General features: G+C 40.0%; 24 protein-coding genes. All 24 read right to left on the bottom strand.

What is annotated here, in order from left to right; genetic code table 11:
- Positions 1-5 precede the first annotated feature (5 nt).
- The 24 genes from NST97_RS04745 to flhA all read right to left on the bottom strand — a co-directional run bounded on the left by NST97_RS04745 (position 6) and on the right by flhA (position 25,980).
- Positions 6-305 carry a YlxQ family RNA-binding protein gene (locus NST97_RS04745; protein WP_063386703.1) on the bottom strand — a complete coding sequence of 100 codons (300 nt, stop codon included), beginning with the start codon at positions 303-305 and terminating at the stop codon, positions 6-8.
- Positions 302-586, bottom strand: a complete 285-nt coding sequence (gene rnpM, locus NST97_RS04750; protein ID WP_063386702.1) for an RNase P modulator RnpM — start codon at positions 584-586, stop codon at positions 302-304. Before rnpM ends, NST97_RS04745 begins: the two co-directional genes overlap by 4 nt.
- 12 nt (positions 587-598) lie before the next feature.
- Positions 599-1,720: a transcription termination factor NusA gene (nusA, locus tag NST97_RS04755; protein ID WP_340806147.1), complete on the bottom strand. Its 1,122-nt coding sequence runs from the start codon at positions 1,718-1,720 to the stop codon at positions 599-601.
- A 23-nt stretch (positions 1,721-1,743) separates the two neighbouring features.
- A complete protein-coding gene (rimP, locus tag NST97_RS04760; RefSeq protein WP_327856304.1) occupies positions 1,744-2,220 on the bottom strand; it encodes a ribosome maturation factor RimP in 477 nt (158 codons plus the stop codon).
- Between the two features lie 173 nt (positions 2,221-2,393).
- Positions 2,394-6,719, bottom strand: coding sequence for a PolC-type DNA polymerase III (locus NST97_RS04765; RefSeq protein WP_341342991.1), 4,326 nt, complete (start codon positions 6,717-6,719; stop codon positions 2,394-2,396).
- Positions 6,720-6,837: 118 nt separating this feature from the next.
- A complete protein-coding gene (locus NST97_RS04770) occupies positions 6,838-8,538 on the bottom strand; it encodes a proline--tRNA ligase (protein WP_063386698.1) in 1,701 nt (566 codons plus the stop codon).
- Positions 8,539-8,573: 35 nt separating this feature from the next.
- The gene (gene rseP / locus NST97_RS04775) at positions 8,574-9,833 is read right to left on the bottom strand and encodes an RIP metalloprotease RseP (RefSeq protein WP_063386697.1); all 1,260 of its coding nucleotides are present in this window, start codon (positions 9,831-9,833) and stop codon (positions 8,574-8,576) included.
- Between the two features lie 14 nt (positions 9,834-9,847).
- Complete coding sequence (gene dxr / locus NST97_RS04780; RefSeq protein WP_063386696.1) at positions 9,848-10,996, bottom strand: 1-deoxy-D-xylulose-5-phosphate reductoisomerase; 1,149 nt, start codon at positions 10,994-10,996, stop codon at positions 9,848-9,850.
- A complete protein-coding gene (locus NST97_RS04785; protein WP_063386695.1) occupies positions 10,993-11,805 on the bottom strand; it encodes a phosphatidate cytidylyltransferase in 813 nt (270 codons plus the stop codon). The genes dxr and NST97_RS04785 overlap by 4 nt, the downstream gene beginning before the upstream one ends.
- A 15-nt stretch (positions 11,806-11,820) precedes the next feature.
- Positions 11,821-12,594, bottom strand: a complete 774-nt coding sequence (locus tag NST97_RS04790; protein WP_063386694.1) for an isoprenyl transferase — start codon at positions 12,592-12,594, stop codon at positions 11,821-11,823.
- A 118-nt stretch (positions 12,595-12,712) separates the two neighbouring features.
- The gene (gene frr, locus NST97_RS04795; protein WP_341342992.1) at positions 12,713-13,270 is read right to left on the bottom strand and encodes a ribosome recycling factor; all 558 of its coding nucleotides are present in this window, start codon (positions 13,268-13,270) and stop codon (positions 12,713-12,715) included.
- A 2-nt stretch (positions 13,271-13,272) separates the two neighbouring features.
- Positions 13,273-13,995: a UMP kinase gene (pyrH, locus tag NST97_RS04800; RefSeq protein WP_063386692.1), complete on the bottom strand. Its 723-nt coding sequence runs from the start codon at positions 13,993-13,995 to the stop codon at positions 13,273-13,275.
- Positions 13,996-14,104: 109 nt separating this feature from the next.
- Positions 14,105-14,986: a translation elongation factor Ts gene (gene tsf, locus NST97_RS04805; protein WP_063386691.1), complete on the bottom strand. Its 882-nt coding sequence runs from the start codon at positions 14,984-14,986 to the stop codon at positions 14,105-14,107.
- 76 nt (positions 14,987-15,062) lie between these two features.
- Positions 15,063-15,764: a 30S ribosomal protein S2 gene (gene rpsB, locus NST97_RS04810; RefSeq protein ID WP_063386690.1), complete on the bottom strand. Its 702-nt coding sequence runs from the start codon at positions 15,762-15,764 to the stop codon at positions 15,063-15,065.
- Between the two features lie 149 nt (positions 15,765-15,913).
- On the bottom strand, positions 15,914-16,393 hold the full coding sequence (locus NST97_RS04815; RefSeq protein ID WP_066246479.1) for a DUF6115 domain-containing protein: 480 nt from the start codon (positions 16,391-16,393) through the stop codon (positions 15,914-15,916).
- A gap of 28 nt (positions 16,394-16,421) precedes the next feature.
- On the bottom strand, positions 16,422-17,192 hold the full coding sequence (locus NST97_RS04820) for a FliA/WhiG family RNA polymerase sigma factor (protein WP_063386688.1): 771 nt from the start codon (positions 17,190-17,192) through the stop codon (positions 16,422-16,424).
- Between the two features lie 35 nt (positions 17,193-17,227).
- Complete coding sequence (locus NST97_RS04825) at positions 17,228-17,725, bottom strand: chemotaxis protein CheD (protein WP_063386687.1); 498 nt, start codon at positions 17,723-17,725, stop codon at positions 17,228-17,230.
- Positions 17,726-17,729: 4 nt separating this feature from the next.
- Complete coding sequence (locus tag NST97_RS04830) at positions 17,730-18,356, bottom strand: chemotaxis protein CheC (RefSeq protein WP_066246481.1); 627 nt, start codon at positions 18,354-18,356, stop codon at positions 17,730-17,732.
- Positions 18,340-18,813: a chemotaxis protein CheW gene (locus NST97_RS04835; RefSeq protein WP_063386685.1), complete on the bottom strand. Its 474-nt coding sequence runs from the start codon at positions 18,811-18,813 to the stop codon at positions 18,340-18,342. The genes NST97_RS04830 and NST97_RS04835 overlap by 17 nt, the downstream gene beginning before the upstream one ends.
- 25 nt (positions 18,814-18,838) lie before the next feature.
- The gene (locus NST97_RS04840) at positions 18,839-20,899 is read right to left on the bottom strand and encodes a chemotaxis protein CheA (protein WP_341342993.1); all 2,061 of its coding nucleotides are present in this window, start codon (positions 20,897-20,899) and stop codon (positions 18,839-18,841) included.
- A gap of 19 nt (positions 20,900-20,918) precedes the next feature.
- Entirely contained in the window at positions 20,919-21,971 is a 1,053-nt protein-coding gene (locus NST97_RS04845; RefSeq protein ID WP_063386683.1) for a protein-glutamate methylesterase/protein-glutamine glutaminase, read from the bottom strand.
- A 5-nt stretch (positions 21,972-21,976) separates the two neighbouring features.
- Positions 21,977-22,852: a MinD/ParA family protein gene (locus tag NST97_RS04850; protein WP_066246485.1), complete on the bottom strand. Its 876-nt coding sequence runs from the start codon at positions 22,850-22,852 to the stop codon at positions 21,977-21,979.
- Positions 22,853-22,858: 6 nt separating this feature from the next.
- Positions 22,859-23,947 carry a flagellar biosynthesis protein FlhF gene (gene flhF / locus NST97_RS04855; RefSeq protein ID WP_130156286.1) on the bottom strand — a complete coding sequence of 363 codons (1,089 nt, stop codon included), beginning with the start codon at positions 23,945-23,947 and terminating at the stop codon, positions 22,859-22,861.
- A complete protein-coding gene (flhA, locus tag NST97_RS04860) occupies positions 23,947-25,980 on the bottom strand; it encodes a flagellar biosynthesis protein FlhA (protein WP_066246489.1) in 2,034 nt (677 codons plus the stop codon). The genes flhF and flhA overlap by 1 nt, the downstream gene beginning before the upstream one ends.
- Positions 25,981-25,993 lie beyond the last annotated feature (13 nt).

The raw sequence follows: 25,993 nt of genomic DNA on the forward strand, positions 1-25,993 counted from the left end.
AGTAGTTATTCAAGTAGAAGCTTCAACTTCTTGGCAAAACCTTCTTCCGTCACGGCAACAACTACTCTTTCTTCCTTACCGATCGATTGCCCAAGTTCGTATCGGTTTGGGGCAATCACGAGCGGAACTTTATAAAACGAACATTTATCCGTAATTTTTTTCTTCGTGTTAGAAGAAGCATCGTCTGCCAATAAAACGAGTTTTGCACGCTTATTTCGAACCTCTTTCAAAACAAGTTCTTCTCCTGAAATCACTTTTCTTGCCCGATAGGCAAGGCCTAATAAAGATTTCCATTGTCCATTCATGGCAATGAAGGTTTCTCCTTCTCAGCTAGCTGAATTAATTCATCATATATAGATTCCGGAACAGGCGCATCTAAATGGACGGATAGCACATTTTTCTTTTTCGCCTTTAAAATGCAGTCTTTATCAAGAGTGATATAAGCACCGCGTCCATTTTTCTTTCCTGTTAAATCAACCGAAACTTCTCCTTCTTTCGAACGAACGATTCGAACAAGCTCCTTTTTGGGTCTCATTTCGCCAGTCGCCACACATTTTCTCATCGGAATTTTCTTTTGCTTTGCCACTGGTAACCACCTCTATTCGTCTTGTTCTTCTCCGTGTTCATCATCCGTATTGTCCAATTGGAATAAACTATCATGCTCTTCGCGAGGATAGATGTTCAGCTCTCTCGCTTCCGATTCGCTTTTAATATCAATTTTCCATCCGGTTAATTTGGCAGCGAGGCGAGCGTTTTGCCCTCTTTTGCCAATCGCAAGGGATAATTGATAATCAGGAACGATGACGGTTGTAGCTTTTTCCTCTTCATCGACAATAACGTCCAAAACTTTTGAAGGACTTAAAGCATTTGCAACAAATTCAACAGGATTTTTAGACCAGCGAACGATATCAATTTTTTCGCCATTCAACTCGTTTACAATTGCTTGAACACGCTGGCCTTTTGGTCCAACGCATGATCCGACCGGGTCAACTTCCGGATTGTCGGAATGAACCGAAATCTTTGATCTGTCACCTGCCTCCCGGGCGACTGATTTAATTTCCACTATCCCGTCATATATTTCCGGAACCTCCAATTCGAATAAACGCTTCAACAGCCCCGGGTGTGTTCTGGAAACAAAAATTTGTGGTCCTTTTGTTGTTTTTTCTACTTTTGTAATGAATACTTTAATTCGGTCATGAGGTTCGTATTTTTCATTCGGCATCTGTTCCGATTGTGGGAGGAGAGCCTCTATTTTCCCTAGACTTACGTATATATATTTGGGATCAGTTCTTTGGACGATTCCGGTCATGATATCTTCTTCACGATCAATAAATTCCGAATAAATGACTCCTCTTTCGGCTTCACGAACTCGCTGCGTAACGACTTGTTTCGCAGTTTGTGCAGCTATTCGTCCAAATTCTTTCGGTGTCACTTCAATTTCAACGACATCGCCGATTTCATATTGGGGATTGATGTTCATCGCATCATGGATGGAAATTTCCAAACGGGGATCCGTTACTTCTTCCACCACTTCTTTTCTCGCAAACACCTGCATCGTACCTGTTTCGCGATTAATATCGACACGCACGTTTTGCGCTTGGTTAAAGTTGCGTTTGTATGCAGAAATGAGGGCAGCTTCAATCGCATCTATAATGACATCTTTACTAATGCCTTTTTCTTTTTCTAATACTGTCAAGGCATCTAAAAGTTGGCTGTTCATAAAATGATGTTCCTCCTCATCACTTAAATATTAAATGAAACGGCAAGTCTAGCTTTTGCAATTTTTCCCCAAGGAATTTCCACTTGTTTAGTTTTTGTTTTCACTCTTATTTCGAGTGTGGCAATCTCGCCGTCAAAATCCGTTAAAACCCCTTCAAAATGTTTTTCCCCGTTGATCGGCTCGTAAGTTTTGAGTGCGACATTTTTCCCGACAGCCTTTTCAAAATCGGCCTTTGTTTTTAAAGGGCGTTCAGCGCCTGGAGAAGATACCTCCAAGAAATAGTTGTGAGGAATCGGATCGATTTCATCCAGCTTTTCGCTCAAACGTTCGCTTACCATACCACACTCTTCAATGTCGACACCATCTTCAGAATCAATAAAAAGCCGTAAATACCAATTTTTCCCCTCTTTTACATATTCAATATCTACTAGTTCCAGCTGCAAATTTTCAAGAATTGGCGATGCTAGTTCTTTGACGAGATTTGTTATAGATTGGCTCATATTTTCCTCCTTAATTTCAGCGTTTCAGAAAGGGACATCTATTTAATCGTCATAAAAAACTAGTTCCAATAGGAAAGAGTGGGTTTTTTCCCCACTCTTTCGTTAGGCTTTTTTTAGCATTTCCATAAATGAATATAACATAACCTAATCAGGTTTGCAAATTGAATCGCAAATCAGAAAAGGGAGAGCTGATTTTGCTCAGGCAGCGATGCCAAACAGCCATGATTTTCAAGATATTCCATAATCGTTTTTGAAATTTTTGTCCGCTCCTGCAGATCCTCTTTGGATAAAAATTCTCCTTCTTCTCTCGCTTTGACAATATTGATGGCCGCGTTCGTACCAAGCCCTGGTATCGAATTAAACGGCGGTATGAGACTGTCGCCGTCAATAATGAATTCTTTGGCTTGAGAGCGGTATAAATCTACTTTTTGGAATGAAAATCCACGCTCCGTCATTTCAAGTGCCATCTCCAATACGGTCAGCAAGCTCTTCTCTTTTGGAGAAGCATCGAGCCCTTTTGCACTGATCTCTTCAATTTTCGCTCTGATTGCGGTGCTTCCTTTGATCATCGTTTCGATGTCAAAATCGTCCGCTCTGACTGTAAAATAAGTTGCATAGAATAGCAGAGGAAAATGCACTTTAAAATATGCAATCCGCACAGCCATTAATACATAAGCTGTCGCGTGAGCTTTTGGAAACATATATTTGATTTTTTTGCAAGATTCAATATACCAGTCTGGAACGCCGTTCTTTTTCATCTCTTCTTCCCATTCGGGAATCAAGCCTTTTCCTTTCCGAACCGACTCCATAATTTTAAAGGCTAACGACGGCTCCAATCCTTGATAAATTAAATAAACCATAATATCGTCGCGGCAGCCAATGACCTCACTTAATGTACATGTGCCGCTTTGAATCAGCTCTTGTGCGTTTCCTAGCCAAACATCTGTCCCATGGGACAATCCTGATATTTGGACAAGCTCTGAAAATGTCGTCGGTCTTGTTTCCTCCAACATTTGGCGGACAAATCGCGTGCCGAACTCTGGAATCCCCAGAGTGCCCGTTTTACAGCCAATCTGCTCCTCTGTCACGCCAAGTGATTCGGTTGAGGAAAAGATTTTCATTACTTCCGGATCATCTGTTGGAATGGTCTTCGGATCGATTCCGCTTAAATCTTGAAGCATTCTGATGACCGTCGGATCATCGTGCCCTAGTATATCAAGCTTTAATAAGTTATCGTGAATGGAGTGGAAATCAAAATGTGTCGTTTTCCAATCAGCGCTTGTATCATCTGCCGGATATTGAATTGGAGTAAAATCATATATATCCATATAATCGGGAACAACGATGATTCCTCCGGGATGCTGTCCTGTCGTCCGCTTGACCCCCGTACATCCTTTCACAAGCCGATCGACTTCTGCACTGCGGAAATGCAGATTATGATCGTTCATGTAGCCGCGGACAAATCCGAAAGCTGTCTTTTCGGCAACGGTGCCAATTGTTCCTGCACGGTACACTTTATCTTCACCAAACAGCACTTTCGTATAATTGTGTGCTCTCGGCTGATATTCACCTGAAAAATTCAAATCAATATCAGGCACCTTGTCTCCTTTAAATCCTAGAAACGTTTCAAACGGTATGTCATGCCCGTCCTTTTTATATGGCGCTCCGCATTGCGGACAATTTTTATCAGGAAGATCGTATCCGGATCCTACAGAGCCGTCATTGAAAAATTCGGAATGCTTGCATTTTGGACAAACGTAATGAGGCGGAAGAGGGTTCACCTCAGTAATTTCCGTCATCGTGGCAACAAAGGATGAGCCGACTGATCCCCTTGAACCGACCAAGTACCCGTCATCCAAAGATTTTTTTACTAGTTTGTGAGATATCAAATAAATGACGGCAAATCCGTGGCCGATAATGCTTTTCAACTCTTTTTCAAGCCTTGCTTGAACGATTTCCGGCAATGGGTCTCCGTATATTTCTTTGGCACGATTGTAGCTCATTTCCCGAATTTCTTCTTCGGCACCGTCTATTTTCGGTGTATACAGATCATCTTTAATCGGTTTTACATCACCTATGAGAGAGGCGATGTACTGGCTGTTTGTCACAACAATTTCTTTCGCTTTTTCATCGCCTAAAAAACGAAAAGCATCCAGCATTTCATTTGTTGTACGGAAATGCACATCAGGCAATGTATGGCGGTTTAAAGGATTCGCTCCCCCTTGCGAAGAAATTAAGATTTTCCGGTAAATTTTATCTTCCTTGTTTAAATAATGGACATTGCCTGTTGCCACAACCGGAATCGACAGCTTTTCCCCTAGTTTGACTATGTTTGCAATGATTTCTTTGATCGCTTGTTCATGTCGAACCTGCTCCGTCTCAATTAGAGGGTAATATACTTCCGGCGGATGCACTTCGAGAAAATCATAAAATGAAGCCATCTCTTCAACTTCTTCCGGACCTTTTTGCATCATTGCTTCGAAAATTTCTCCCTTGTCGCAGCCTGAACCAATTAAAATGCCTTCCCTATGCTTTAACAATACAGAACGGGGAATGCGCGGAACGCGATAAAAATATTGAACATGGGAAAGAGATACAAGCTTAAATAAATTTTTCAGCCCTGTTTCATTTTGCACAAGAAGCGTCGCGTGAAACGGTCTTGCCCGCTCATACGCTTTTGAATCCCCAGTCCGCTCATTCAGCTCATCATGATAAAGAATTCCTCGTTCATTTACCTCTTGCAGCAATTTTACAAGCAAATAGCCGGTTGCTTCCGCATCATAAATGGCTCTATGATGCTGTACAAGCTCTATATCAAACTTTTTGCACAATGTATTCAGGCGGTGGTTTTTTAAATTAGGATATAAATATCTTGCAAGTTCAAGAGTATCAATGACAGGGTTGTCCGCCTTTTTAACCTGCAAATATTTTTTGTAGCCTGCATTAATAAAGCCCATGTCAAAGCTTGCATTGTGGGCAACTAAAATGCTGTCGGCAGCCCATTCTTTAAATTTGTACAATACTTCATCGACGTCGGGAGCATTTTGAACCATATCATCGGTAATTCCCGTCAGTTCTATCGTTGTTGCTGAAAGCGGATGGTGAGGGTTGGCAAACGATTCAAATCGGTCGATAATTTCCCCGTTTTTTATTTTCACCGCTGCAAGTTCAATGATCGTGTCGTATACAGCCGAAAGCCCTGTTGTTTCAACGTCAAACACAACAAAGGTATCTTCGCTTAAAAGTCTGTGCGATTCGTTATAAGCAATCGGTACACCGTCATCAACAATATTGGCTTCAAGACCGTAAATCATTTTAACGCCAAACTTTTTGCTTGCAGCATATGCCTCTGGAAAAGATTGGACAACTGCGTGATCTGTCAATGCAATCGCTTCATGGCCCCACATTTTAGCTTGTTCAACAAGATCTGTGATCGATGTGACAGCATCCATTTGGCTCATCTGCGAATGAAGGTGCAATTCCACCCTTTTCTCTCCTTCAGGTGCGGTATCGAACCGTTTTTTCGGGTTGATTTCATTAATGTCGTTGGCAATCATGACAAGATCACGAACAAATGTATCGTTTTGAATGCTTCCGCGAACTTTCAGCCACATTCCTTTTTTGATCGATGCAAGCAATGCATTATCTTCTTTATCGCGGCCGAACATTTTGACTAAAATGGAATTGGTATAATCGGTAATTTTAAACGTGCATAACGTTCTTCCGCTTTTTAATTCCTTTGTTTCCGCCTCAAAAACATATCCTTGAATGACGACTCTCCGCTCTTCATCAAAAATGTTATCAAGAGTGCGAATTTCTTCGTCATCTTTTATTTTGTATCCGATAATAAGAGGACCTTCCTGCTTTTTAGACTCCTGAGTTTGATTTTCCTTTCCATTTTGCTTCATTTCCATCATTGCTTGTAAAATCCGCTCTTCGTCTTCTTTTTGCTTCTGCTCCAAAAATTTTTCCCATTCTTCGTTAGATGCATCGATCACCGTGTCGATAGTCAGCTTTGGAAAGCCGTACTTCTCGTACGCCTGCTGGATGATGGGGCCGTATTTTTTCTTGATCGTTTCATTTTCCGTCTCATTTCTCGTGCGAATCATTAATTTTTGCTTTTCCAGCTTCGGCATTTGTTCTTTTAACAGTGATAATATCGGCGGAGAAACCCCCTCCATTTCTTGGAGGCAAAACTCCCAGTAGTCTTGAACGAGCTGTTCATCATATTCTTGTTTCACAGTTGTAATGTGAAACGTAACATTGGCTAAATGAGAAAATGTTTTGTTCAATCTTCTATCAAACAATTGCAGGATACGAAATGGAAGAATGTTTTCAAGCCGAAAAGAGAAATCCCATAATTTAGATTTTTTATGAACTGTTAATTTTAAGATCGCTCCGTTTTGGAAATAAGGGTAGATTTGATCATCCGTCATTTCAAGCTGTTTCAGCAAAATCTGAAACCGTTCTTTTTGCTGCTGCAAGTCTTTATCATCCATTGGTTTCCCCTCTTTCCCAAAAAGTTAATAGGGGGCTTGACCCGTTTGACAAATTATCATAAAGGCAAGACCCCCTACTCTTTACCTATGCCAGCTTCATCTGCGGCATCCAGCTTCATTAGCGGAGAAGTTTGGCAAGCTGCTCTTTTAGCTGATCAACAGAAACTTCTATACTATTTCCGCTTTTTCTTTCTTTCACTTCTACAATCCCTTCACCAGCTCTTTTTCCGACCGTTATTCTGACAGGAATGCCAATTAAATCACTGTCAGCAAATTTCACACCCGCCCGTTCAGCACGATCATCATAAAGGACTTCGTATCCTTTCGCCTGCAAATCGTGATAAATTTGCTCTGCAACCTTGACTTGTTCTTCGTTTTTCATATTAACCGGAATAAGGTGGACTTCAAACGGAGCTAATTTATTAGGCCAAATAATTCCATTTTCATCATGAAATTGCTCGACCACCGCAGACAGTAAGCGTGAAACACCGATACCATAGCATCCCATGATGATAGGGTTTGTTTTTCCCTTTTCATCTAAAAATTCTGCCTTCATCGCTTCACTGTATCTTGTGCCAAGCTTAAAGACGTGGCCGACTTCAATGCCTTTCGCGAACTTGATCCGTCCCTTTCCGTCCGGCGAAGGGTCCCCTTCCTGAATAAATCTTATATCTTCATACTTGGTAACGGTAAAATCCCGATCAGGGTTTACTCCGATATAGTGCAAATCGTTTTCATTTGCCCCGCATATTCCATTTACGACTGCTTGAACTGCATAATCTGCGACAATTTCCACTTTGTCGGATGCGCCGATCGGTCCTAAAAATCCGGGTGAAACTCCCATTACCTGCTCTGTTTCTTCAGCTGAAGCAAGTTCAACAACTGATGCCTGATAAAGGTTTTTCAGTTTCACGTCATTGACCTCATGATCACCGCGGACAAGAACAAGAACGAACTTTTCATCTACTTTAAATAAAACGGATTTTATTAATTTTTCCTTCGGAACTTGGAAAAACTGCGCCACTTCTTCAATGGATTTTTTGTTTGGCGTTTCTTTTTTTTCAAGCTCTATGAGCGGTTCGTCAACCTTTTCATAAGATGCAACTACCGGAGCCATTTCAATATTTGCTGCATAATCGGACGAATCAGAATATGCGATCGTATCTTCTCCGATTTCCGAAAGCACCATAAATTCATGAGTATCTTTACCGCCCATTGCTCCCGAATCAGCGATGACTGCGCGAAAGTTCAACCCACATCGAGTAAAGATGCGGCTGTATGCTTCTCGTACCTGTTCGTACACTTCATCTAAGCTTTCCTGTGTAGCATGAAAAGAGTAAGCATCTTTCATAATGAACTCTCGTCCCCGCAAAAGACCGAACCGCGGACGCTTTTCATCCCGGAACTTCGTTTGAATTTGATAAAGGGTGAGCGGCAGACGTTTATAAGATTTGATCTCATCTTTTACCAAACTTGTTATAACTTCTTCATGAGTCGGACCTAAAGCAAAATCACGCTCATGACGGTCTTTCAATCTCATTAATTCTGATCCGTATGAATACCAGCGGCCAGACTCCTGCCAAAGTTCTGCTTGCTGCAAAGCCGGCATTAGCAGCTCCACCGCTCCGATCCGGTTCATTTCCTCTCTGATAATATTTTCAATTTTGGTTAACACTCTATGAGCAAGAGGCAGATACGAATAAACACCGCTAGCTGTCTGCCGAATGTATCCGGCACGCAACAGCAGCTGGTGGCTTTTAACTTCCGCATCTGCTGGATTTTCTCTCATTGTGGGTATAAATGACTGACTCTGTTTCATTTAAAGCACCTCGAATTTGATTTCTATATTATTTTTTAAAGGAAAAACTTTTGGATGTCATTCCATGTCACAACGAGCATTAACAGCATTAGAAGTGCAAATCCGATAAAGTGGACGATCCCTTCTTTTTGTCGATCAATCGGTTTTCCCCGGACCGCTTCAATGGCAAAAAACAATAAGCGTCCTCCATCTAGAGCTGGAATTGGAAGCAAGTTCATAATGCCAAGGTTAATGCTTAAGAGAGCCGTCCAGCTTAATAGGCTTGTCAAGCCTGTTTCTGCAACTTTTCCTGTCATATCATATATGCCGACAGGTCCAGAGAGCATATCAATTGAAAATTGTCCGGTTATCAGCTTCCCAACCGCAAATATTATTTCTTTCGACCATGTATAGGTCTCAACTAAGCCATATTTCAAAGAACCGAAAAATGTTTTTTCAACCGGGGAATAAACTCCTATTTGGCCGATCGTTTTGTTTTCGGATTTCACAGAATCCGGCGTTACCGTCATTTCCAATTCTTCTCCGGAACGTTCAATTGAAAAAAGAAGCTCATTCTCCGGATTTGCTCTGATCATTTCAACGACATCTTTCCACGAATTCATCGGCGTTCCTTCTATTTCTTTTACAACATCGCCTTCCCGTAATCCTGCTTGTTCAGCCGCGCTGTCAGGGACGATTTCTCCTAAAACCGGTTCATTCACGGGCACTCCTTGGCTTAAGCCGAGGTAAAACAAAACTAAAAACCCTAATAGAAAATTCATAAAAGGTCCGGCAGCAATGGCGAGCGTTCTTTGAACGAGCGTTTTTGAAGCAAATTGCCTGTTATAAGGTGCAATTTGAATTTCTTCACCGTCAACTACATAAAAGGATGTTTCGCTTACTTCAAACCTTTTTAGACCGCTGTCTTCTCCATCTTCATAGCCTGTGATAAACATTCCATGTTCCAAATCTGCTTGTTCAACTTCAATCACTTTTGCATTAGGATACTTTTCTTTTCTGTTTAAAATAATTTTTTCAACTTGTCCTTTCTGATTAAACAATAGTCCAACCTGATAGCCAGGTTTGACCTCAATCATCTCCGGGTCTTCCCCCGCCATGCGCACGAAGCCGCCGATAGGCAAAAGCCTGATCGTATAGACCGTTTCTTTTCGTTTAAACGACAAAATTTTCGGCCCAAAGCCGATTGCAAATTCACGGCATAAAATGCCTGCCCTTTTCGCCATAACTAAGTGCCCTAATTCGTGGAAAAACACCAATACGCCAAAAATAACGACAAATGCGATCACCGTGTTCACTTATTTAACCACCTCTAATTAATTAAAGATTGAACAAACTGTCTTGTCCTTCCATCCGCTTCTTGTATATCCTCCAAGGTCGGATTGAAAAGCGGAGCATGTTCTTCTAATGCCCTTTCCACAAGTTCTTCTATCTTTAAAAACGGAATTTTATCTTCCAAAAAAGCATTGACTGCCACTTCGTTCGCTGCGTTTAAAACAGCAGGCATTGTACCTCCTATTTTACCCGAATCAAAAGCAAATTTTAAGCAACGGTATCGATCAAAATCAATTTTTTCAAAATGAAGCTGTCCATATTTTGTTAAATCCAATCTTTCGCTTTCATAAGAAGGAATTCTATTTGGATATGTAAGCGCATATTGAATCGGTATTTTCATATCAGGAGTTCCAAGCTGCGCTATGATGCTGCCATCATGAAATTCGACCATCGAGTGAATGACGCTTTCTTTATGCAGCAGCACATCAATTTGGTCGTATGAAACAGAAAACAGCCAATGTGCTTCAATGACTTCAAGCCCTTTGTTCATCATCGTCGCAGAATCGATCGTTATTTTTGCGCCCATTGACCAGTTCGGATGGTTTAACGCTTCCTTAACTGTAACATGCTTTAATTCATTTCGCGATTTATCCCGAAAGCTTCCTCCTGAAGCCGTTAAAATAAGCCGTTCGACGCTTTCCTTTTTTTCCCCGTTCAAGCATTGGAAAATCGCGGAATGTTCACTGTCCACAGGAAGAATTTGCACATTGTGTTTTCGAGCATAGTCGGTCACAATTTGTCCAGCTGTAACAAGTGTTTCCTTATTCGCTAAAGCGACCGTTTTTTTCGCTTCGATCGCTTTTAGTGTTGGAATAAGCCCGACGCTCCCAATGACCGCATTCACTACTATCTCGCCTTTATGATAAGCAGCCGTTTCACACAGCCCGTCATGTCCGTATGTAAGCTGACAGTTAGAAGGGATGTTCAAACGAATTTGATCATAAATTTCACGATTTTTGACAGCAACAAGCTCTGGTTTAAATTCATGAACAGCCTTCAATCCAAGTTCGATATTTTCTCCAAATGACATCGCAACTAGCCTGAATGAATCCGGATTTGCTCGAATCACATCGAGAGTTTGCTGCCCAATAGATCCTGTCGCACCCAGCAAAATAATTTTTTTCACATTGTCACCCCTTGTCTACTGATCAATTGGATGAAGAAATATAAAATCGGCATAATAAAAATCAAGCTGTCAAAACGGTCAAGAACTCCCCCGTGGCCTGGAAAAATCGTTCCGGAATCCTTTGTGCCGTAATGGCGTTTAAAAGCGGACTGTACTAAATCCCCCATTTGTCCAACAATAGAAACAATGACGGACACAAAAACGGTTTGAACATATGTCGGTAAAAAATTTGCAAAATAGTGGAAAATTAATCCAACCAAAATTGCCGAGAAAATCCCTCCGAAAAATCCTTCGACTGTTTTATTAGGGCTGATTTCAGCTGATAGTTTTTTCTTTCCGAAGGCTCGGCCGATAAAGTAAGCGCCTGAATCAGTCGCCCAAATCGTTAGCAGAGCAAACAAAAGCTTGTCTAGACCTAACACTCTCATTTCAATAAAAAAATAAAATCCGACTCCCACATATATGATCGCAATGAGCGCAAATCCAACGTCATCAAAAGAAAATTGGTTTTTTGAAAACACTGTATAGATCAATAACAGGATCGCGCCAAAAAAAAGAAAGCCAGTTTTACTTATATGTATTTGATGAAGCAAATCAATATAACGGTTTGGGAAAATTAAAATCCATAAAAGGATAAAGCTGAACAAAACTGGAAATGAAAATAAATGAAATCGTTTCATTCTAAATAATTCAAACAATCCAACTGATGCGAGCACATAAATAGCAATTGTCAGCGGAAGTCCGCCAATAATGACAATTGGTACAAATAAGGCTAAAGCACAAATTGCTGTAATGATTCGTGTTTTCATTTTTTTTAGCTCCTTCTATACGCCGCCGAATCTGCGGATTCTCTGCTGATATTCGCGGATTGCCTCCAAAAAATGGTGTTCATTAAAATCCGGCCAGAGCACATCCGTAAACCAAAATTCAGTATAAGCCAGCTGCCAGAGCATAAAGTTGCTTAGCCGAATTTCTCCGCTTGTCCGAATTAACAGGTCAGGATCTTTGAGCTTTTTCGTCATTAAATAGTTGGAAAACAATTGTTCATCTATGTCATCTATATGTAGTTTTCCATCTTCGCGGTCTCTTAATATTTTTTTTACTGCTTCAACAATTTCTGTTCTGCTGCCATAGTTCAACGCAAAATTTAAAATCAGCCCGGTGTTTTGCTTCGTTTCATTCACAGCTTTCTTCACAGCATTTACCGTATAATCGGGGAGCATAGATTGATCGCCGATAACCCGAACTTGCACGTTTTCCTGTATTAATTCCGGCAAAAAAGTCGATAAAAATTCGACCGGAAGGCGCATTAAATAATTAACCTCATCTTTTGGCCTTTTCCAATTTTCTGTTGAAAACGCATATAAGGTCAAAACTTTGATGCCGATATCGCTCGCTAATTTCGTAATTTTTTTAACTACTTTCATTCCTTCTCGATGGCCGGCCATCCTAGGCAGCGATCTTTTTTTCGCCCATCTTCCGTTTCCGTCCATGATGATGGCCACATGTTCCGGTATTTCATTTACTAAAATGTTTTCTTTCGCCACCAAGTTTTTGGAACCTTTGCTGCTCTTTTTTTTATAAGGAAAATTAAACATAAGAATCCTCCACCGAGAATAATATGACATTAAAAAATGTAGCAAATCCTCTTGAACAAAAAAACCCCCTGTGAGAAAAGAGGGTTTTTAGCACATTTCTATTGTACATTCATTTTGTTTAAACTTCCATGATTTCTTTTTCTTTTTCTTTTGTTGCGGAATCAATTTTTTTAATGTATTCGTCCGTCAGTTTTTGTACATCATCTTGAAAACCGCGCAGTTCATCTTCTGTAATGTCGCCCGCTTTTTCTAATTTTTTTAATTCATCATTTGCATCTCTGCGAATGTTTCGCACAGCAACTTTTGCATCCTCTGAATATTTGCGAACTACTTTTGTCAGTTCTTTTCTTCGCTCTTCCGTCAATGGAGGAATGGCAATGCGGATGACGGATCCGTCCGATGTCGGCGTTAATCCAAGATCAGATTTTAAAATCGCTTTTTCAACCTCACCGATTGTCGATTTGTCATAAGGCTGAACAACAAGCAAACGTGCTTCTGGCGCAGAAATCGATGCCAATTGATTTACAGGAGTTGGAACTCCGTAATAGTCGACCTGAATTTTATCAAGCAAAGACGCGTTTGCCCGGCCTGCACGAACACCTGCTAATTCACGTTTGAAAGCTGATAAAGCTTTTTCCATTTTTTCTTTCGCTTGTGAAAGAACTTGTTTAGACATGTTTATTTCCCCCTTACAATTGTTCCAATATTTTCTCCTAAAACAGCACGTTTAATGTTGCCTTCTTCCATAATCGAGAAAACAATTAAAGGAATATTATTGTCCATGCATAATGAAGAAGCTGTTGAATCCATGACAGCCAACCCGTCTTTTAATAAATCTAAATAAGATAACTCATCATATTTTACCGCTGAGGCGTCTTTTTTTGGATCTGCGCTATATACACCATCTACATTATTTTTCGCCATTAAAATGACATCTGCTTCGATTTCAGCGGCTCTTAACGCAGCCGTTGTGTCTGTTGAGAAATAAGGATTTCCTGTTCCTGCTGCGAAAATGACTACTCTTTTCTTCTCCAAATGGCGAATGGCTTTTCTTCTTATGTACGGTTCTGCGACTTGTCGCATTTCAATTGAAGTTTGCACTCGGGTAGGAATGCCAAGTCCTTCCAAACTATCTTGTAAAGCTAAAGAATTCATAACAGTCGCCAGCATTCCCATATAGTCTGCTGTTGCCCGATCCATCCCCATCTCGCTGCCGATTTTGCCTCTCCAAATGTTTCCGCCGCCAACAACTACTGCGACTTCTACACCCATTTCAGCAATTTCCTTTACTTGTCTGGCAATTGACTGTATGACGGAAGGATTAATTCCAAAGCCTTGAGCTCCAGCAAGCGCCTCTCCACTTAATTTCAGCACGATACGATGATATTTTGGCGTACTCATATTAACCTCCAAGCTATTTCTTGACGCTATATATAGAAAAGTTGAAACAAAGGGTTTTCAAAAAGAGGGAACACTCGCTTGTGTTCCCTTCTTAACATTTTCATGACTTTTATTTCTTAATTTGATTCATAACTTCTTCAGCAAAATTTTCTTGACGCTTTTCAATTCCTTCTCCAACTTCATAGCGAACAAACGCTTTTACGTTTGCGTTTTGTGCTTTGACGAAATCGCGTACTTTTTGATCAGGATTTTTTACAAAATTTTGCTCTAAAAGGCAAATTTCCTCAAAAAATTTGCCGAGGCGGCCTTCAACCATTTTTTCTACAATGTTTGCAGGTTTTCCTTCTTGAAGAGCTTGTTTTTTAAGAACTTCGCGTTCGTGCTCCACTTCAGCCTGAGGAACATCTTCACGAGAAATATAACGCGGATTAACCGCTGCGATATGCATTGCTACATCTTTTGCAGCAGATTCATCATTTGTGCCTTCAAGCACCGTTAATACTGCAATGCGTCCGCCCATGTGCAAGTAAGCGCCGAAGACATCTTGATCATTTTTCTCGACAACTTCAAAACGGCGTAATGTAATGTTTTCGCCAATTTTAGCAATAGCAGCATGGATGTATTCTTCCACTGTTGAACCGTTTTCCATTTTGGAAGCCAATGCGTCTTTTAAATCAGCTGGTTTGCTTGCCAGCAAGTGTTTAGCCAAATCTTCAATTAATTGTTTAAAAGAATCATTTTTGGCAACGAAGTCTGTTTCGGAATTCACTTCCAAAATAACAGCTGTATTGCCGTCAGTTTTGATCAATGTCAAGCCTTCTGCAGCGATTCGGTCAGCTTTTTTCGCAGCTTTCGCTATGCCTTTTTCACGAAGATAATCTATTGCTTTGTCCATATCACCATTTGTTTCAGTCAATGCCTTTTTGCAGTCCATCATGCCTGCACCGGTTTTTTCCCGAAGCTCTTTTACCATTTGAGCAGTAATTGCCATAAAAGTTCCTCCTTCAATTCGTATGCTTAAAAAAGGTGATAAAAGGCTAAAATCCCCTCTTATCACCTTTTGTCATTTAGGCAGTTGTAGTTTCTTCGCCTTGTTTGCCTTCTAAAACAGCATCTGCTATTTTGGAAGTTAACAATTTGACGGCGCGGATTGCATCATCATTTGCAGGGATTACATAATCGATCTCATCCGGATCGCAGTTTGTGTCAACGATGCCGATAATCGGAATATTTAATTTGCGAGCTTCCGATACAGCGATGCGCTCTTTGCGAGGATCGATAATATAAACAGCATCAGGCAGCTGTTTCATTTCCTTAATGCCGCCTAAAAATTTCTCAAGGCGTTCCAATTCTTTTTTCAAACGAACTACTTCTTTTTTCGGCAATACATCAAATGTGCCGTCTTCTTGCATTTTTTCAATTTCTTTTAAACGAGCAATTCGTTTTTGAATTGTAGCAAAGTTCGTTAATGTTCCTCCCAGCCAGCGCTGATTGACGTAAAACATTCCTGCGCGTTCTGCTTCTTCTTTAACAGATTCCTGCGCCTGCTTCTTCGTACCAACGAATAAAATGTTGCCTCCATTTGCAGCTAACTCTCTTGCAAATTGATACGCTTCCTCAACTTTTTTTACTGTTTTTTGAAGGTCAATGATGTAAATTCCGTTCCGTTCAGTGAAAATATAGCGTTTCATTTTCGGATTCCAACGGCGTGTTTGATGACCGAAATGAACACCAGCTTCTAATAATTGTTTCATTGAAATAACTGACATTTTCATTCCTCCTAATGGTTTTTCATCCTCCGCCCGCTTCATTTTTAAGCATGACTGCACAAAACAGCACCGATGCTTAAATCAACAGACGTGTGTATTAGCACCAAAAACAAATATAACATATGGAAGTTTGGCAATCAAGAAAGAATTCAATCGTTTTGTTGAAATTTCATGACGAGTTCAATTTCTGTTTTGCCGACATGTAATGTTTGTGCGATTTCGTCTATAGTATATCCTTTCTCTAATAATTGGAATACTTGTTTATGCAAATTTTTTCTTTTATCTTTAGGCTCTTCTATAAGCTCTGCATCCTTGTCGATAGGCTCTACATCCGCGCTCGTGTCTTTCTGGATTGTGCTCACTTCCACCTTGTCTTCCAGCTGCGTAACTAATTTTTCGAGATCAAAAGAACCGGGCTTGGCGCTGTTTTGCTCGAGCTGTTCAAGAAATTGTTTGTTTTCTTCTTTTAATTCCAATAAAAACATCGCGAGCGAATCTTCTGCTTCTTTTAATAATTGTTCCTGCTTTTCTTCTATTTTTTTTACATTTTGATAGCGAGTATAAAGGAGAATGATAAAGTAAAACGAAACGATGTGCAAAACAAAGCTCAGTAAAAGAAATACCGCCATGTTTCAACCTCATTTAATTGTATTCTTTTTAAGATAAAAGCTTAACGAGCGTTCCTTTTAATTTATATAATGCTTTCGAATGAATTTGCGAAATTCTCGAAGTGGACAAATTCAGCACGTTTCCTATCTCTGTTAATGTCAGCTCTTCTTTATAAAACAAGCTTAATACGAGCTGCTCCTTATCGTTTAATTGTGAGATCAATTTTGTTAAATGCTCAAATAATTCCTCTTTTAACAGATGCTCTTCCGGAGTTAATGTTTTATCATCCTTAAGGACAATGTTCATCTGTTCCCCTTCTTCTTGGTCATGCAATTGTTCATCAATTGACAAGACATTGGCAAAAAAGTTTTCATTGACGACATGAACGACTTCTTCGGGTGTCATACCCAACTCTTCTGCAACTTCATTAGGCGTCACATTGCGATGATATTTTTGCTCCAACCGCTCAATGGCTGCTTCCACTTTTTTTGCTTTTTCCCGAAAACTTCTTGGAAGCCAATCTTCTTTCCTTAGCCCGTCAAGAATGGCTCCGCGTATGCGGAAGGATGCATACGTATCGAATTTTAAATCCCGTGTAGGGTCAAATTTTTCCAGTGCATCATATAATCCCATCAATCCAAAACTTATTAAATCATCTTTATCGACATTTTTTGGAAGACCCACTGAAATACGACTGACATGATAGCGGACAAGCGGCATATATTTTTTGACGAGCATGTTGCCCGCATCTTGATCACGGTGACGAAACCACTTGTCCCAGTACACCCTTTCATCATTCAGTGTCATCGATTGGACCATTGCCTTTTTCCTCCTTCTAAAATGTCAATCTCCGGCTATATTTGCTTCACTCCAAGATTGACGGTGCGAATCGTCAAAATGAATGAATTCGTATCAAATTCAATGGTTCTTCCATTTTTACCGCCAACATCTTCGCTAACGATAGGGATATTACTGCTCAACAAATGCTGTTTGACCGCTTCAACATTTCTCGGACCTATTCGCATGATTTTGGAAGATGGCCGATGCGGAAACATTTCAGCTCCTCCAGCTATTTTCGCTTTAAAAAACATGATGTTTCCTCCATAGTTTTTTAAAAGACGAATTAATTCTGTTACAGCCGTATCCGCATATTTTGCACAATTTAAAGGCTCCTTGTTTGAAAGCGAAGAATCAGGCAGCATTATATGAGCAAGTCCTGCCAATTTATTTACATCATCATAGATGACGAGTCCGACGCAAGATCCTAATCCAGTTGTTCGAATTTTCCACGGAGCTTTCACAACATTCATTTCCGAAATACCGACTTTTACAACATTTTCAAAATGCCCCATTTCACTAAACCTCTAATATGTCAAAAATTTTTTTATATGACTGTGAGTCGGGCAGAAAGAAAATATGCCCTCTTATTAATTCGGAATCTTGATGCCCTTCTTCTTTTATAACAGCATCGATGACAAGTGCTTCATCACTTTCAAGCGAAAGCTCGATCAGAGCATGACTGATAATCGCGCCGAACATATCACATTGGATGGCAGGAACGGACGGATTAACCATCAAATTGGTCATGTTCGATAAAACAGATAAATAGGATCCAATTAGGATGTTGCCGAGCTCCTGCAAAACAGAGCATTCCATTTCTTTCATAGTTGAAGCATCCTGAAGAACATAATCATTCATTAATGCTTTTGCATATTTTTTAGCCTGCGGGATCGGCAAAATGAAAAACATCGATCCAGTTATATCCTCTTGAATGCGGATGTATACAGCCGTAACCTCTGTTTCCGCACCGCCTGCTAAATCCATCACATCGTTAAAAGAGGCGACATAAACGTTCGGAACTTTCATTTCAATTTTTTTATTAAGAAGTTGGGACAGACTCGTTGCGGCATTTCCCGCTCCGATATTGGCAATTTCCTTTAATATATCGATCCTTTTGTTTGATAAATCAAACAACTTGCTCATGCTCTATTACCCTCTGATTTTCTTTGCTCAGCACTTTTTCAAGGTCAAGGAGCATAATCAGCCGTTTATCCAATTTTGTAATTCCTTTTATAAACTCGGTTTCTACTTGTTCGATGACACTTGGAGCAGGTTCAATACTGTCTTCAGATATATCGACGACATCATTGGCAGAATCAACAATCAATCCAACTTCCATTTCATTTTGAACAGCTATAATCACTCTCGTCTGATCTGTTATTTCTTTTTCCGGCATATTCAATCTTTTTCTTAAATCTATGATCGGAGTGACAACACCGCGCAAATTGATGACTCCTTTTATATAGTCAGCTGTTTTCGGAACGCGGGTGATATGGTCAACTTTTTCAATCGATTTCACATTTTGTACAAAAACCCCGTATTCTTTGTCTTGCAGCTGAAAAACTATGACCTTCTGTTCATTAAATACACTATTTGCCATTCTCATCTTCCCCTTCCATCAAGCATTACCGGATTAATGCATTACAATCAACGATCAATGCAACTTGACCGTCTCCTAAAATTGTGGCACCTGAGATGGCGAATACATTTGTCAAATATTGTCCTAACGATTTCAAAACAATCTCTTGCTGACCGATGAAGGAATCGACAACTAAACCAGCCATTTTATCTCCTTTTTTGACAACGACGATTGAAACATAATCTTGGTCATCCTCGGCGTCCACTTCAAAAATTTCTTTTAAAAACACTAGAGGTACAATTTTTCCGCGATAATCAATCACCTTGTTTTGATGTGTCTGTAAAATATCTTCTTTTTTAATAACAAGGGATTCAATGATAGACGAAATTGGAATACCGTATTTTTCATTTCCAACTTCAATGAGCATGGCGGAAATAATCGTTAATGTCAGCGGGAGCTGGATCGAGAATAAAGATCCTTTTCCTTCTTCCGACTCGATGGTGATGCTTCCTCCGAGCGATTCGATTGTATTTTTCACTACATCAAGCCCTACACCCCGTCCAGAGACATCTGAAATTTTTTCAGCCGTTGAAAAGCCTGATGCGAAAATGAGTTCATGAATTTGTTTTTCCGTTAATGTTTCGCTTGCCTCTTTTGTAACGATTCCCCGCTCAATAGCTTTTTGCAATACCTTTTTCTGATTGATTCCTGCACCGTCGTCTTCGATTTCGATAAAGACATGATTTCCGCTGTGATATGCGCTGAGCCGCAGCGTTCCTTCTTCTTTTTTGCCATATTTCAGGCGGGTTTCAGGCGTTTCAATCCCATGGTCGATCGCATTTCGGATTAGATGCACAAGCGGATCGCCAATTTCATCAATGACGGTCCGATCCAATTCGGTTTCAGCGCCAGTGACAACTAAATTGATTTTTTTATTTAAATCGCGGGCGAGATTTCTCACCATTCTCGGGAAGCGGTTAAAAACGGTTTCGATTGGAATCATGCGCATATTTAAAATAATGTTTTGCAAATCAGCTGAAACTCTGGACATTTTCTCAACCGTTTCTTTCAGCTCCGAGTGATTTAATTCTTTTGATATTTGCTCTAAACGCCCTTTGTCGATGACTAATTCTTCAAACAAGTTCATTAAAATATCGAGGCGCTCAATGTTGACGCGGATCGTCTTTTGCTGGTTTTTCTTCTGTTTTTGGCTAGTGTCTTTCGAGCTGTCCTTCTGCTGACGGCTTTGCTTGCTGGAAACAGTAGTTTGTTTGCTAGCAGCAGTTTGTTGGCTGGAATTAGATTGTATGCTGGAAACAGACTGCTGTACTCTTTCAGTACTTGGCTTTTCTACATTCACTTTTTCAACTAGTACTTCTTCAACCTCTGAAATTTTCAATAGGCTGTTCCGGATAAAGTCCTTATCTTCCTTCGTAATGTAGGCAACCGAAAAATTGTTGTCAAACTTTTCTTCTTCGAGTAAATCAACAGAAGGCGATGATTTGACCACTTCCCCGTGCTTCTCAAGCAATTCAAAAACCATAAATGCTCTCGCTGCTTTTAAGATGCAGTCTTCTCGAAGCCGAATGTTGATTTCGTATACTTGAAATCCTTGTTCAATTGATTGAAGAATGACCGTCCTGTCATATTCATCAAACTTCAGTTTTTTCACATCCTGCACTTGTTCTCTTGATGTTTCATTTTCAGCTGTCTCATCTTCAATTTGTTCTCCGCTTTCAATCGCTTGCAGTTTTTTCACAATGGCCGAAACATCTTTTTTGCCGTCTCCTCCATCCGCAATCGATAAAACAATTTCCTCCAAATTCTCCAATGCTTCAAAAAGGACATCCATAATTTCAGGCGTTACTTCTAATTTTTGATTGCGAATGGCGTCAAACACATTTTCTATTTTATGTGTTAAATCGGCTAAATCTTCAAACCCCATCGTTGCGCCCATTCCTTTTAATGTATGGGCGGAGCGAAAAATTTCGTTCACAATTCCTAAATCATCCGGATTTTGTTCAAGCTCCAAAAGCTTTTCGTTGCACGACTGCAAATGTTCTTTACTTTCTTCAATAAAAATGTCCAAATATTGATTCATTTCCATGGCAGCACACTCCTTGGATTTAGATCAGCTTTTGAATTAAATACGGAATTTCCATTAAATCTTCCACGTAATCAACCACATTCGCTTGGATGGCGGATTTTGGCATCCCAAATATAATGGAGGTTTTTTCGGACTGTGCGATCCCTGTCGCATCTGTCCTTTCTTTTAATGCTTTCAATCCTTTTGTCCCGTCAGAACCCATTCCCGTTAAAATACAAGCAATCGTTTGATAATATTTTAAATTCGATAAAGATTCAAACAGTACATCTACTGAAGGTCTGTGCCCTCTCTTTTTTTCCGATTGATCCAGTTCAATGAATAAATTCCCTTGTTTTTCTATTACTTTCATATGGCTGCCTCCAGGCGCTATGTATGCTACCCCATTTCTGACGATTTCTTGATGCTCGCCTTCTTTTACTTCGATGTTTGACATTTCATTTAATCGTTCAGCCAACGATTTTGTAAATCCTGGCGGCATATGCTGTACGATGAAAATCGGCGAATTCAGGTTTTTCGGGAAGCATGGAACGATTTTTTGAAGGGTGCTCGGTCCGCCAGTAGAAGTTCCAATGGCAATTAAAGATTTTTTTCGCTGTCGATGGCTCTTTTCTTTCATCATCTCCTTTCGAGGAAATGTGTCGATCTCTTTTTTTAACATCTGAACTTTTTCTTTTGCCCGTTTTGCTGCTAGAACTTTTGCAATTAATTCTTCTTTCACTTTAAATATGTCAAGAGATATGGAGCCGGAAGGTTTCGGGATAAAATCAAACGCTCCGAAAGCTAAAGATTTTATCGTGTTTTCGGCTCCTTCTTTCGTCGAACTTGAAAGCATAATGACTGGCCTTGGAAACTTGTCCATGATAATCTGCAAAGTATCAAGCCCGTTTAAAACCGGCATTTCAATATCTAGCGTCACAACATCAGGATCAAGCTCTGCGATCTTTTCAATTCCTTCTTTTCCATTTTTAGCTGTACCAATCACATCGATGGAAGGACTCTCTAAAAGCAAATCGGAAATCAACTTTCTCATAAATGCCGAATCATCAATAACCAAAACCTTTACACGACTCAAAAACATCACCTACTTGAAAACAAAGATCTAAGAGAATGAATAAATCCTTTTCTTTTTATTTTACCATTTAAGTACATCTCTGTTATATTTTCTAGTGCTTTCGATATAGGAGCATTCGGAAAACGCAAAATAAACGGAATTTGTTCCATGACTGATTTCTGTACATGATCATCCTCCGGCAAACTGCCGAGCAAATCAATTGTTTTATGTAAAAAACGCTCTGCAGTGGTTCTAATTTTTTCCCATGTTTCTTTCGCTTCAATGTTTTTCTTGAATCGATTGACAACTACTTTCATCACCTTTTCTTGATCGAACTGGTGAATGAGCTTTATCGCACTGTAGGCGTCCATAATCGATGTCGGTTCAGGCGTCGTAATGACGATAATTTCGTCCACTGCAAGCAAAAATTTCAAGCTGTCTTTCGAAATTCCTGCCCCCATATCAAATAAGATGGTGTCGTATTTCTCTATTATTCTTTCAAGCTCGTAAAGAAAAAATTGAAACTCTGCTTCATCGATTGTGACAATATTGGAAAGGCTCATTCCTCCTGACAAATACTGCAAATTTAAAGGACCTTTTTTGATAATTTGTTCAATTCCAATGCGGTTTTTCAGCAAATCGACAATTGATCTTTCTTGATACTGCTGTCCCAGCAAAAGATCGATGTTTGCCATCCCAATATCGCAATCTACCAGCAGCACACGGTCGTTTCGTTTTTTGATCAAGTTTAAAGCGAAATTTAAAACGAAATTCGATTTGCCGACTCCCCCTTTTCCGCTAATCACAGCCACTGTTTTTGCATGACGGTTAGGCGGAGAGTCTTTTATCACCGCATATTTGTTTTGTTGAATAATCTTTCTGAGTTGTTCTGCTTGATCCATATCCTGCTACCCCATTAAATATTGAATAAAAGTTTCATGATCCAGCTTATGAATGTCGTCTGGAACATCTTGACCGTCAGTCATATATCCGGCACCAATCTTTGTTTTGTAGACGATGTTATACATAGCTCCATAAGAGGAGGTTTCGTCATGTTTAGTAAAAATAAATTGATGAATCGGCAAATGAGAAAATTGGTTATAAACTTTTTCCATATCTTCAAATTTTGAAGTTAAAGAAAATACTAAAAATGTTTCCATTTCATCCTGAAAGTCAATGGTTTCGCTTAAATCTTGCACATATTGCTGTTCAAGGAAGTTCCGGCCCGCTGTGTCAATAAAAACGATGTCGCAGTCATTCAGCTTCTTTTTCCCTTCCTGAAAATCAAATGAGTTATAACAAACTTCAAGCGGGGCATTTAAAATTTCGGCATATGTTTTTAATTGATCGATCGCAGCAATTCGATAAGTGTCCGTCGTAAGAAATCCGATTTTTTTCTTGTAATTTATTTTGCAGATTGCGGCAAGCTTTGCCAATGTCGTCGTTTTTCCAACACCGGTTGGTCCTACAACATTCACAAATTTTTTTGAAAAAGTAATGCCGTGAAAAGGAATGTCCGAAATTCTCTTTTTTAACTCTTTCTTCAATTGAAATTCCAGCTGTTCGTTTGTCAGCTTTTTTTGATGAATCAAATACGTTTCCAGTATAGATGCGATCACATCCTGTTTAATCGGCTGCAGCAAACCTAACGAATCGATTTTTTGTTCGATCTCTTTTAGGTCAGGATGAATAACAGTACTGTTTACGGACATGGATTGAACTAGATCCTTCAGTTTTTTTATTTCATTCAGTACAGGAGCCATCTCTAATTGCTGGCCCGTTTGATGTTCTATTTTTTCTTTTTGGGACCCGCTGATCATTTCATCTTCTTCGTCAATGCCCGCCACCACTTCAATCATTTTTTTCTTAAACATTCCTAGAAATCCACCAGTATAGACGACTTTCGAATTGAGGATGACAGCATTTTGACCGAGTTGGCTGCGAATCGTCTTCATCGCCTCTTGCATAGTATGGGCTTTGAATTTTTTAATCTTCATTAAATATTCACCACTCCGACACTTTGTACTTCAATGTTTGATTCAAGTTCGTTGTATGACAATACGGGTACATCAGGCAAATATCGCTCGATCAGCTGCCGTGCATACATTCTGACAGAAGGCGAGCAGAGCAAGATTGGCGTTTGCTCTTCCATTGCCAGCTGTTCCACATTTTTTGCAATGGCTTCGACAATCCTTTGTGATACATGCGGCTCCAATGACAAAAAGGTTCCTCGTTCCGTTTGCTGCACGCCATCGGCAATGGCTTTTTCTACTTGAGCGGAGAGAGTAATGACTTTCAATGTCTCCCCTTCTTTTGCATACTGGCTTGTAATTTGTTTTGCCAGCGACTGTCTTACATATTCAGCTAAAATTTCCGGATCTGTTGTAAATTTGGCATAGTCAGCTAATGTTTCAAAAATAACCGGCAAATTTCGAATAGAAATTTTTTCTTTAAGCAGTTTCGCCAAAACCTTTTGAATATCTCCAATAGAAAGTGGATTCGGCGTAACTTCTTCCACTAATATCGGGTATGTTTCTTTTAAATGATCGACAAGCTGTTTTGTTTCGTGTCGTCCAAGCAATTCATGAGCATGCCTCCGGATCGTTTCCGTAATGTGAGTAGAAACAACGCTAGGAGGATCGACGACCGTATATCCTGCCAATTCAGCTTGTTCTTTTAAATGTTCGCTGATCCATTTTGCAGGAAGTCCAAACGAAGGCTCAATTGTGTCAATCCCTTCAATCGAATCATTATCCATTCCTGGCGCCATCGCCAAATAATGATCGAGCATAATTTCACCTTTCGCCGCTTCGTTTCCTTTTATTTTTAATCGGTATTCATTCGGCTTTAATTGGATATTATCCCGTATTCGGACGACCGGAATGACAAGGCCCAATTCTACGGCAAGCTGCCTTCTGATCATTACGATCCGATCCAACAGGTCTCCTCCTTGTCCGCTATCAGCAAGAGGAATTAAACCATATCCGAATTCAAATTCAATCGGATCCATCGATAACAGATTCATCACTTGCTCCGGACTTTTCGCTTCGTTCATTTCCACTTCTTCTTCAACAATCTCTTCGTCTTTTTCAATTTGTTTTTTCGTACGATTCATCGCAAATGCTAAGAAAGCAAACATGAGAGCGATCGGAGTTGTTACGATCGGACCAATCGGAGTAACAATTCCTAAAATAAAGATGATTCCTGCGGTAACATACAGCAGCTTTGGAAATGCTAAAAGCTGGTTCGTAATGTCTTGTCCTAAATTTCCGTCAGAAGCAGCTCTCGTGACAACAATCCCTGTTGCCGTTGAGATTAATAAAGCTGGAATTTGGCTGACTAATCCATCTCCAACTGTAAGAAGCGTGAATTTTGAAACAGCTTCTTGAAAAGAAAGCCCCTGCTGGATCATGCCGATGATAATTCCGAAAATAATATTGATCAGCACAATTATGACACCAGCAATAGCATCTCCTTTTACAAATTTGCTTGCTCCGTCCATTGCGCCATAAAAATCTGCTTCTCTTGCAATCGTTTCTCTCCGTTTTTTTGCCTCGTCTTCCGAGATGATTCCCGCATTCAAGTCTGCATCAATACTCATCTGCTTACCGGGCATGGCATCAAGCGTAAAGCGGGCTGCCACTTCTGCTACCCGTTCAGATCCTTTTGTAATGACAACAAATTGAATAATAACTAAAATGATAAATACGACAAAACCAACAAGGATATTTCCACCGACAACAAAAGTTCCAAACGTTTCCACGACTGTTCCCGCTTCTCCATTAGCTAAAATCGAACGCGTTGTGGAAACGTTTAAGCCGAGTCGATATAACGTTAACAAAAGCAAAAGAGAAGGAAAGATTGAAAATTGTAAAGGCTTTTCAATGTTCATGGATGTAAGGAGGACGAGCAAGGCAAGAGATATATTAATGATAATCAATATGCTCAGCAGCCATGAAGGCAGCGGGATGATAAGCATGGCAACAATTAAAATGACAGCTACTATAACCGATAAATCTCTTGCTGACATGATACTTCCTCCT

Source organism: Aeribacillus sp. FSL K6-1305 (assembly GCF_038050115.1).
Classification (GTDB): domain Bacteria; phylum Bacillota; class Bacilli; order Bacillales; family Aeribacillaceae; genus Aeribacillus; species Aeribacillus composti.